This is a genomic window from Streptomyces sp. HUAS 15-9 (assembly GCF_025642155.1).
GTDB lineage: Bacteria > Actinomycetota > Actinomycetes > Streptomycetales > Streptomycetaceae > Streptomyces.
The window spans coordinates 9247975-9258818 of the sequence record NZ_CP106798.1; the positions used below are offsets into that span (position 1 = coordinate 9247975).

The following is a 10844-nucleotide window of genomic DNA, read 5'->3' on the forward strand; positions in this document are numbered from 1 at the left end:
GCGAGACCCACGGCCTACCGCGGTCAGAGTTCTCGGCTCCGGAGTCGGTCGGTGATGACTCGCTTGACTGCCCATTAGGTCAAGCGCATGCCGTCGGCGTCGGTGAAGCGCAGCTGGGCGCCCGGATGCGGGCGTTCCTCGCGGACGATCAGCCGTATCCCTTTGGGCCAGCCTTTGAGGCAGTCTCCGTCGAGTTCGGCCACCCAGGCACCCTCACGGATCTCGCCACCGGGTTCGACGGCCACCGTCCAGGCCGATGCGGGAACCTTCAAGACGGCCTGGTGGATGGCGTCGGTGATGGTCATGGCGACCGAGTACGACAGCCACCGGCCCCAGCGCGGACAGCCAGTTGACGAACTCGTGGGTGCCGCCGCCGGAGTCAGTACGGATCAGTGTCTGTCGTCCGCGCCGGTACTTCTTGGGCAGCTGGGCCAGGGCGAGTTGGGCGGTGGTGATGTGGTCGGCGGCGGTGTTGCTGCCCGCGTTCCCTGGCCGCAGCAGACCGGCCACGGGTTCGCCGGACCCGCCTTGGCCGTGGTCGACGAACCCCATCAGCGGATGGTGCCCGAAGGTCTTCTTCCAGGTCGCGGCCGCTTCCTGCTTCTCGGAGTGCGCGATGACCAGCACCCCCTCCAGGTCCACGACCACCTGCCCGCCGGCGTCCGGAGCTTCCTCACCGGCCAACGTCCATACATATTCGCGGACTTGAGCGCGGGTCCTGCGCAGCGCGGTCAGCGCAGGCCTCCCGCCCGCTGCCAGCGTGTCGATCAGCCGGGACACGGTCGGATCAGAGGCCACCGGCCCGAACAAGGCCGGCTCGGCCCGCAGCATGCCCACATCGGCCAGGCAGTCCCCGCCCAGCGCGACCGCGAGCGCCACATCCAGAAGGATCTTTCCCGGATCATGCACCGCCCGCGGCTTGCGCCACGGCGCCAACGCCGCCGATATCGCCCGATCCAGGCCGGTCTTGCGAATCGTCTCCACCAGCAGCACACCGCCGGCCTGGGAGACCACCCCCACCTTCAGTACGGACACGCGGGTAGGACCCGATACGCTTCTTCACCTGGGAAGTGCCTCCGACGGTGGCAGGAACAAGGACCTCGACAGTCCTCATTCTTGCTGGTCAGAGGCACTTTTCGTTTGTCTGACCACCCGTCGGACGCCAGGCTTCATGAAAGCCCGAGGCTAAGTCGGGCCGACAAGTGGACCAAGGAGGCTGGCTCTACCCGAGCTGACTACGCTGCCGTGCTTTCCCGGCGCGGCACCGCCGCCTGGATTCAGGAGAGGAGCTCGAACCCGGAGTGATTCGCCCGCAGCCGTGGCAGCTGTAATTCTTGATCTTGGCCGTCGGGTTACGTAGTCGCCGCCGCGGTGACGTTGTTCCAGTGCTGGTGGCAGGCGGTAATGAAGCCATGCCCGTCCCACAAGAACAACAACCCCGGCATCGCGCTCGCGTGGTGGCGGAGCGTATTCTCCAGGCAGGGGAATTCGGGGGCCGGGGGGCCGCGTGAACCGGTACTGGCGGCATGGCATCTGGGCGGCAGCGGCGCTCGCCATGGGCGTGGTCTTCGTCGTGGCAGGCAGGAATGGGGACCTCGGCGACACCGGGTCGTTGACGGCGGTGCTCGGTTTCGGGCTGTCCGTGACGGGTCTGGCCGTAAGTCTGCTGCGGGAAGGAGCCGCGCAAGAGAGTGGGTCGTCGCGGCAGGAGAGGATCGACCGGCTCACCGGGCAAGTGGCTGAAGTGGTCCAAGAACAGTGGCAGGCGGAATGGCGGCTGCGACAGCTGCAGGACCCCGCCCCGCTGCAAGTTGGCTGGGCGCCAGCCGACCCGTGGCTGTCCGATCACCGGGAGAACATCGGCGGCCCGGAGGACCTGAGCGCGCGGCTGGAGCAGATCGTCGAGGTCTTCGCCCAGGTGCCGTCGCGCAGGCTGGTGGTGCTGGGCGAGCGGGGAAGCGGCAAGAGTGTGCTGGCGCTGCGCTTCACTCTGGATCTGCTGGAGCGCCGCGGGCCTCAGGACCCCGTACCTGTGGTGTTCTCCGTGTCGAACTGGCAGCCGGACCGCCAAGGCCTGCAGGAATGGATGGCGGCCTCGCTGGCCGCCACCTACCCCGGGGCCACCTGGGGCCGCGACCTGTTGGCCGTCGGCCGCGTCCTGCCGGTCTTGGACGGCCTTGACGAGATCCCGGCACCCTTGCAGGCGCACGCGATACGGCGGCTGAACGCCGAACTCGACGCCGATGCCCCGGTCCTGCTGACCTGCCGCACCCGGGTCTATGCCGACGTCGTCCAGAGCGGGGACGTGTTCACCGCGGCCGCGGTGGTCGAACTGCAGCCCCCCGCCTTCGACGACGCCAGCGCTTACCTGCGGCGCACTGCCCGCCCCACCCGGGGCCCCGACGGGCAGCGCACGACCCGCTGGGCACCGGTCCTCGACCACGTCCGCACCCACCCCCACGAGCCGGCGGCCCGGGCGCTGCGCCAGGTCCTTGCCAGCCCGCTGATGGTGGCGATGGCCCGCACCGTCTACGACGACACCGGCGCCGACCCTGCCGAACTCCTCGATCCCCGCTTCCACGACCCGGCCGTCGTGGAACAGCACCTTCTGGACGCCTTTGTGCCCGCCGCCTTCCGTGACGCGTCCGTGAACGGCGAGGATGTCCGGCGTTGGCTCGGCTTTCTCGCCCGCCATCTGCAGCAACGCCAGACCCGCGACCTGGCCTGGTGGCAACTGCGCCTGATGCTACCGAGGCCTCTTCGCCTGCTGGGACCCCTCCTGCTCCTGGGATGCGCAGTGGTGGCAGCGGCAGCAGTTACAGCGGCTGTACGCGATCAAGTGCTGTTGCTGACCGTGCCGTGCGGATACGTGGCCGGGATATGGATCGGGTATCTGATCCTGTCCCGCGGTCCCACCCTGCAGGTGCTTCGACGGCCGGCGGTGCGGCTGCCCCGGCAAACCGTCCTGGTCTCATCGGCGGTTCCGTTGGGCGTTGCAGTGGGCGCCATGAGCCGGTTGGTTCTTGAAGGGGGGCGGATGGGCGATTACACCCCGGGCAGTGCGGTTGAGGACTGGTCGGCGGGTGCGTTCGTGGTCGCGATGGGGGCTGGGCTGGCCATCGTGCTCGTGCTTGCCGCTCTGGGGGTCACAGGCGAGCCGCATCCGTCCACTGCGCCGGCGGGCAGAGGTGGGCGAGGCGGATCCGTTTTCTACCGCGTCATGAGCGTGCTAGCCGTGGTGGTGGTTGTTGTTCTCGTCGCTGAGGGGGCGTCCACGCGGCTTCCCCTCTGGATCGCAGGTGCGATCGCAGTGGTGGCTGGGATTCCAGTCGCACGCGCGGTCTGGCCCAGACAAGGGGCACGACCGCAGCGCCGACGCCAGCCGGGAAAGGCCTTGGTCCGAGGGCTGGCGACCAGCCTACTGGCGAGCCTCTGTCTGAGCCTCGCATTTGGCCTAGCCGCAGCAGTCACCCTCATGATCCGAGCTGACCTGCAAGGCGAGTTCGTGGCCGGCGACACGGTACACGAACAGCCCGACGGCACGCGCTATGCCGTAACTGCCGACGGTTGGCGCTACGGTCCACTTCCGGACGGCGGCATCTACGTGCAACCGCCTGACCCGATCCATGGAGTCCTCGTCAAATACTCTGATGGCGATACGTGGTTGGACACTCCATCGACTGATCGAAAGTCGACATCCGCCGACGAACGCGACGACCTCCTCGGTGACTGTGGTGTCGACGGGACAACATGCATCCCCTTCAACGGCCCTATCAGAGTCGTCCAACGAAGCGGCGATTACTTTGCCATGGTGGAGTTGCCTAGCGGGACGGTCGCCTACGCTGACTCTGAGCTGATCGGTACGGTGTCCCAGCCCCTCGATGATTGGTCGGAAAGAGTCTCGCCAGCTCGGCTCTTTAGTAAGGTGGCCGCCTTCGGTCTGCAATATGGCCTGGCGATCGGTCTGATCAGCTGCATGGTGGCTGGATTGCAGTATTGGCTTACTTCACCGGCTGACACCGCGCGCACGTCGAGCCCCATCGCAAGTCTTCGCGCGGACCGGGCCACTGCCGTCATTCGCGGCCTCTCCCTCGCCCCCATCACCGCCTCCGTCGGCTTCCAACTCCTGTTCTTGGTGCACCTGTACTCCGAAACGGGCTCCCTGATAGCCGTCACACTCCTGGCTGGCCTCCTCGCGGCCAGTCTGAGCGCCTGGGGATGGCTGCTCACCACCCGACTGTGGCTGTGTGGCCTCGAGCGGTTGCCCTGGCGGCTCATGGCCTTCCTCGACGATGCCCACCGCCGGGGTGTCCTTCGACAGGCCGGGGCTGTGTACCAGTTCCGGCACGCCCGGCTGCAAGAACAACTCGCCACCACTTCCGTCGACACCAGGACTTCTTCGCTGACCCTTTGATAAGCGCAGCTGGCCCGCAGCCAGTAACGCTAGCGCCTTGAAGAACGCGGTCGTTGTCAGGGATCTGCGGGTCAGTTGTCCGGTCGGTGTGGCGGTGACGATCCGGGTTGAGGAGCCGCCCCGCCTCCACGATGCAACCGCAGCCGAATCGCCGTGGAGGCCCATGTATGCCCCCCATTCCGCAGGTTCATATAGCCGGACTTACCGATAAACGCCTGCCAACGCTACATCCATCATGAGATGGTTCAGGCGCCTGCGTGTAGGTAAGCGGCCCAGAGTGATGGAGTGTTCAGGAACTTGCCACGAAGTTCGTGGATGGCGTTGTGGAGAGCGAGCGCGGATCGGCTCGTATCCAACGTGCCGCGTGCGGTCCGCAGTTCCGTGTAGAAGGTGCGCGCGAACTGCACAGAAGCGCTGTCGTTGATCACCCACAGAGTTCCGATCAGCGCGCATCCGCACCCGTCCGCCCGGGCGACGGCTCGGTACCACATACGAGGGGTCCTGAAGCGGTGCCATTGTCGTCGCCCGGCTGCTGGACGCTCCAGCCGGGCGACACCAGAGCCCATGTGTGTCAGCTCACGCGCCCGTATGCCGGGTCAAGCACGTGAAGTAAACCGTACCGGCCCACTCTGAGCTTTCCGTGAAGCTCAACACAGCCGCCCGAGCGGGCGGCTCGCACGACGGCACTTCTGTGGAGAACGAGCCCGCGCCCTCAGGGTCGTACGCAAGGAGATCTGTGCACTGGTACGCGGGTGCATTTGCGAGGAGGATCGCATCCTTCACGTTCCCACTGTCTGACCCGGTGTACACGAGGCAGTACGACGTGCTCGGGTCACCTCCGGTGGCAGGGGTTTGGATGACGCGGACCTGTTCGAGTTGCGGCTGCGAGGCTGCCATCAGGCTCGGCGGCGGGCTGACCGACGGAGTGGACAGCGGTGTGTTGGTTGTCGGGCTATTCGCGACCGAAGAGGCCGACGGGCTCACTGCGGCGCCACCTGCCACAGATGGCGGTCATGTCCCCTGGTGTGGTGTAGCGGCGGGCAGCTGTTCTCTGCCCTGGATGGTCAGCAACCTGTCGCGGTGCCCGTCGCGTCAAGTGGTGATGGCATGGACCGTCGCGTGTGCCGGCCGGGAAGCGGTTCGCGAAGAAGGTGCTCCATGGACTGTTTGCGGCCCGACCGCGATCGGCCGCTGTGGTTGCGGTACTTCGCTGCCGTACCGCCTCACGCCTCGTGAAGAGTGGCCGCCGACGACTGAGACTTGAACATGTTCAAACTCCGTGCCAGGGTACGGCGCGGGTTCTTGAGTCCACCGGCCGCGCACGCGGCCTGCGGAACCCGCTAGGGGTGGAGTGTGTTGCGTTACAGTCGTACTGCGCTGATCTTGCTCGCCATGGCCCTTGCTCTCACGGCCTGCGGCAGGCTCATGGACCGGCCGCCGCCCGTTGGCGAACCGGCCGTGCTGAAACCAGCCGAACTTGCGACCACGTGGACCGATGCCGACGGCGGCACCCTCACGCTGAAGCAGGACGGGACGTTCATCGCCGATATAGTCTGCGTCACGGTGCGAATCTGCGGTTTGGTGTCAGTGGTGGTGTGCGTGTGTTGTCACCGGTGTCTAGGTCTTTGACCTGGTGTGATGTGGTGTTGGGTGGCGTTCTGCTGGTGTCACTCCGCTGATTTCGGCTGGGGTGTGGTGGTGCAGATTCCTGAGTCGGGGGAGTGTACGCCGGGTGTTGACCCATCTCGTCTTCTTCGGTGAACTGCGCTGTCTGTTTGTTGGTTGGGGGACTGTGGCCGGTAGCGGGGGATGGTTTTCTTGCCGGGCGGTGCGGTATGAGTCGTGCGCAGCGGAGCGAGGGTGGCCGGTCGGTCGCGCGGTCGGTGGCTGGTGTGCCGGGGTTGTTGGGGCGGGAGCAGGCGGTGTCCCGTCTGCTGGTGTTGGACGGGCGTGGGGAGTTGACCACGGAGCATGTCCGTCTGGTGGCGGCTTCGGTGGGGGTGTCGCTCAGGTCGGTGTGGCGGTGGCTTGAGGCTGCTCGGCGGGAGGGGCGTACAGGGCCGCGGGGGCGGGAGCGGTTCCGGGTCACGCCGGAGTTGCATGCGCGTCTTCTCGCCTGGTGTGGGAACGCGGCTGCGGTTCACCGGGAGCTGGTGGTCGAGCATGCCGCGGCTGTCGCTGAGGGCCGCTGCGCCTCGCCGGTGCCGTCGTTGGCGACGTTGCACCGGGCGATTCGCCGGGATCTGAGTGCGGGGCAGCGTGCGGCTCTTGCTGGTGGGGAGCGGGCTCGGCGGCGGCACGATGTGCATTTGCGGCGGCCGAGGTTGTGGCGGAATGCGTGCTGGGAGGCTGATCACACGCATGTGCCCGTCGAGGTTGTGCTGGATGGGGAGCTGGTGTGTCCGTGGGTGACGTGGTTCGTCGATTGCGCGACGAACGCGATTGCCGGGGCAGCCGTCACACCGCATCAGCCGTCCAGGGACGCGATTCTGGCCGCGTTGAGGATTGCTTTGTCGAGGACGAAGAGCTGTCTGGCCCGTACGGGCCGGTCGGGGTCTGCCTTCGCTGGTGCGGATCGACCGAGGCAGCGATTTCCTTTCTTCCACGGTGGCGGCGGCGCTGGGTGCGTTTGCGGTGCCGGTGGAGGACCTCCCCGCCTACCGCCCGGAGCTGAAGGGAACGGTGGAGAACCTGAACCGGTGCGTGGAGCGGATGTTCTTCGCGTCGTTGCCCGGCTACACCCGCGCCCCGTCTGCCCAGCTGCGCCCGGGCTCTCGGAGCACCCGAGGGAGCCAGGCACAGGGGGCAGAACCGCTTGAGTTCACGGTGTTCGTCGGTCTGCTGCTGGAGTGGATCACATGGTGGAACACGGAGCACACCAGTCAGGCGCTTGAGGGGCGTACCCCGCTCCAGGCGTGGCAGGACGATCCCACACCGGTCGAGGACGTGGACGCTCACCTGCTGTGGGCGTTCACGCTGGAGGACGACGGACGGGTGCGCACGCTGACTGCGTGCGGGGTGCGCTGGCGAAGCCGGTACTACGTGGGGGAGTGGATGACCGGCCGTGCGGATGCGGGCACGAAGGTACGCATCCGCTACATCCCGCATCATGACCATGAGATCGAGGTCTTCGACGCGGCCTCGGGCAGGCACTTGGGCACAGCGCACCTGGCAGACGCGGCCAGCGCCGACCAGCGGCGTGCGGTGCGCCAGAGCCGGGAAGCTGAAGCGCCGCCTGGCCGCGCGCTGTCTGCTGCCTCGCGTCACACGCGGGACCGGTTCGGGGCGGTCACCAGTGCACAGCGCCCGCAGAGGCTGGGCGCGTTGACGGCAGTACAGGCCGAGCAGGAACTCGCCGTCAGCCACCGGGCGGACCTGGCCGCGCGGGCGCTGCCGGATCTGATCCCGCCCAGCGAGCCCCCTGCCTCCTGGGCCCGTCCCGTCAAGCGACTGGCACCAGACCCCAGCACGCCGGCGAGCATGCCCGACGAGGGGAGCTGACCGATGACGACCGCACAGCGCCGGGGCCTTCTCCCGCAAGAACGCGACGACCACTACATGCGCCTGAAAGACGCCCACGTTGTTGCCACCAAGACCCTGCTGGAAGTACGGGAGAACATCCGAGTGGCCGTCGAGGCCCAGGCGATGATCTGCATCTACGGCGCTACCGGCCACGGCAAGTCCCTGGCGGTCAATGCCTCGCTGCGCGAGCTGGCTCCGGCACTGACGCGCCGTATCCGGTTCCAGGCCCGGCCCACCACCCGGGGTCTGCGGTACGAGCTCTTTCACGCTCTGGAACTGCCGGGCCGACCGCCGCCCCAGCCGATCGAATTCGACCGGGTGCTGCGCGCCGCTCTGGACGAGCCGAAGGTACTGGTGTGTGACGAGGCGCAGTGGCTGTCCAAGCATTGCTTCGAGTATCTGCGCTACCTCTGGGATGACTCCGACACCGGCCTGACGATCATCTTCACGGGAGGCAACGGCTGCTTCGAGACGCTGCAGAGCGAGCCGATGCTGGAATCACGGGTCTACACCTGGCAGGAGATTCCCCGGATGCCGCTGGCCGAGGTCCAGACGGTCGTCCCTGCGTTCCATCCCTTGTGGGCCGACGCCGACCCCGCGCTCATCGCCGTCTGCGACCAGGAAGCCGCCCACGGGAACTTCCGCGCCTGGGCCAAGATCACCCACCAGCTTCTGGGCGGCCTGGCAGCAACAGGCCGGACGCGTGTGGACGAAGACCTCCTGCGCTGGGCCTACAGCAAGCTCCCTCGCCGGGGACACGATGCTGATCTGCACCAGTCCGCCACCCTCATCGTGGTCCTGGACCCGCACGATGACCTTGTGCACACCCGCGCAGCTCTTGCCGCACATGCCCCCTGGGCGGGCCGGCTCACGGTCCATCCCACTCCGGGCACCGATTCCACCCTCGCACTGGCCTACGACATCCTGGCCGCGCTCGGCAAGCCTGTGCCCTTGACCGGGTACCGCCAGCGCGACACGGCCTCCGCCTGGACCATCGCAGCCGCCTGGATCCTCGCCACCGGCACCACCCACCTGATGCTGCTGCGCGCTCACTACCTCACCCCTCACCGCCTGCGCGCCCTGCTGCACCTGCGCCAGCGCACAGGCCTTCACCTGTCCCTGGTCTGTCACCGCGCTTACCTGCCCGTGGCCCTTCAACGCGTCCTGGTCGGCGTCGACTGCCACCCGGCCGAGGCCGCAGCCCTCCTCCCGGCCGCCGAACCATCCCCTGCAGTCCAGGCCTCCATCCCGCACCGTCCGCTGGCGAACCGGTGGATCAGCCTGCCCGCCCTGACCACTCTTCGTGCCCTCGACGCAAGTCCCCGCCCCTGCCAGTGCACCGCGCCCACGGCGGCCGATATGGACTTCTTCCCGCCTGTGATGCCACCGGTCACCGAGGCGGAGGTTGCTTTCCGTCTCCGCCACGCCACCGCTCACCCGCACCTGGCAGCCGAACTCGCCACCGCCGCTTTCACTGCGGCATCCACCACGCAGCTCGACACCGCCCACGTCCGCGACCTGGCCCTGGACGCCTCCACCATCACCCTTCACGACGAGGGACTCCGCCTGGGCTGCATGACCCACCACGTTCCGCTCTGGGCCCGCTCCCTCCTTCTGGCCGCGGCCTGCCTGTGGCGTATCCACTCCGACACAGACGGCCCGCTGTTCAGCGACCCTCTGGCGAATACGGACGTGCCGGGCCTGACAGCCTTCGCGGAGAGCTGCAAACTCCGTCCGCCCCAGCCACCGCGCCCCAAGCAGCGCCGCCGAAGGCAGGGCGCGAAGCCACGCCCGAAACCGCCACAGAAGACGATCTGGCCCCTGTGCACTGTCCACTACGCGACCCCATGGCCCACCAGTGACCAGGACCTGATGGAAGGCTGCCCGCCACCACCTCCCCACACCCGTCGGACCATCGCTGCCCGGAAGAAAGGATGGCTGCCGCCCGACTACGGGCCGCGCAGACTTCGACGCCCCTTTCTGAGCATCTGCCTGTCACTGTGTACGGCACACGCTGTCACCGGTGCGCGTCATGCACTGTCACCGCAAAAGACGCAGCTCAGCTGAGAAGTGAGAGATAGCCCACCCAGGATGCCGACGCCTGCGCAGCAGCGCGCAGGTTCGTCGGACACTGCGCGGCTTCACCGGTCGACGGCACCCACGCCCTGCCCCTCGGAGGACAGGGCGTGATCCAGAATGAATCTGGACTAAATTTTGAAGCACGCACCGGACGCCACCCCAACCTCGCTCGGCCCGCACTGTGCGGGAACATCCCGCACCACGCTCCTGGAATCTCGCACACGACAGACTCCCGGTGCGTGCTGACCGAAGAAGCCACACACATTTCGGGGCGCCGACAGTGCTGCTACCGGCCGCAATGGGAAGAGACTTGAGTGCGTGGACAAGAACTATGCGAGCAGTACTCAAGGTTGCCAGGACTCATGCGCCCAAGCTGCTCCATCTGCTCCCGGGACAGGCCGCAGCGCAGTGTCCTGCGTACGGAAGGGCAAGAACGTAGTGAAGTTGAAGAGCCGTCAGGCCTGGGCTGCACTTCCGGGTGAGTGTGGGCGAGCTGGCGCGCACCGATGAAAGACAGCCACGCCCCCTCCAGAAATGGCCAGACCGCGGTCCTGACCCCCGCCAAGCAAGGGGCCGGCCCACCGCCCCTTGCTGCCGCGAGGGCCGCAGGCCCGTTCCGCGCGGAGCGCGGGGGAGGCTGGAGCGCAGCGGAAGCCGCCAGCCGGGACGCAGTCCCGGCATCAGGCCCGCATAGCGGGCCGTGCCCCCGTAGCGCAGCAGAGGGGGCATCAACTCGACTGCTGCGCAGTCGAGTTGTGTGGCGAGCAACGCGAGCCACACGCGCTCCCGCGAAGCGGGAGCGCAACTCCCGTGCGCAGCACGGGAGTTC

General features: G+C 67.5%; 3 protein-coding genes and 2 pseudogenes. 3 read left to right on the top strand and 2 right to left on the bottom strand.

Translation table 11 applies throughout. The features are described from left to right. Positions 1 to 77 precede the first annotated feature (77 nt). Positions 78 to 1063 (bottom strand): annotated as a pseudogene (locus N8I87_RS42185) (IS1380 family transposase); the annotation flags it as partial. Positions 1064 to 1507: 444 nt separating this feature from the next. Here N8I87_RS42185 and N8I87_RS42190 point away from each other — a divergent pair. Continuing rightward, positions 1508 to 4414, top strand: coding sequence for an NACHT domain-containing protein (locus tag N8I87_RS42190; RefSeq protein ID WP_263216233.1), 2907 nt, complete (start codon positions 1508 to 1510; stop codon positions 4412 to 4414). 245 nt (positions 4415 to 4659) lie between these two features. On the opposite strand, the gene N8I87_RS44665 is transcribed toward N8I87_RS42190, so the two are convergent. Then, the gene (locus N8I87_RS44665) at positions 4660 to 4980 is read right to left on the bottom strand and encodes a CHAT domain-containing protein (RefSeq protein ID WP_411577357.1); all 321 of its coding nucleotides are present in this window, start codon (positions 4978 to 4980) and stop codon (positions 4660 to 4662) included. A gap of 1356 nt (positions 4981 to 6336) precedes the next feature. On the opposite strand from N8I87_RS44665, the pseudogene N8I87_RS44670 reads away from it, so the two are divergent. Both N8I87_RS44670 and N8I87_RS42200 read left to right on the top strand, forming a co-directional pair. Further along, positions 6337 to 7915: pseudogene (locus N8I87_RS44670) on the top strand (transposase). A 3-nt stretch (positions 7916 to 7918) separates the two neighbouring features. After that, positions 7919 to 10003 (top strand): AAA family ATPase, encoded by a 2085-nt coding sequence (locus N8I87_RS42200; protein ID WP_263216235.1) that lies wholly within the window; start codon positions 7919 to 7921, stop codon positions 10001 to 10003. Positions 10004 to 10844 lie beyond the last annotated feature (841 nt).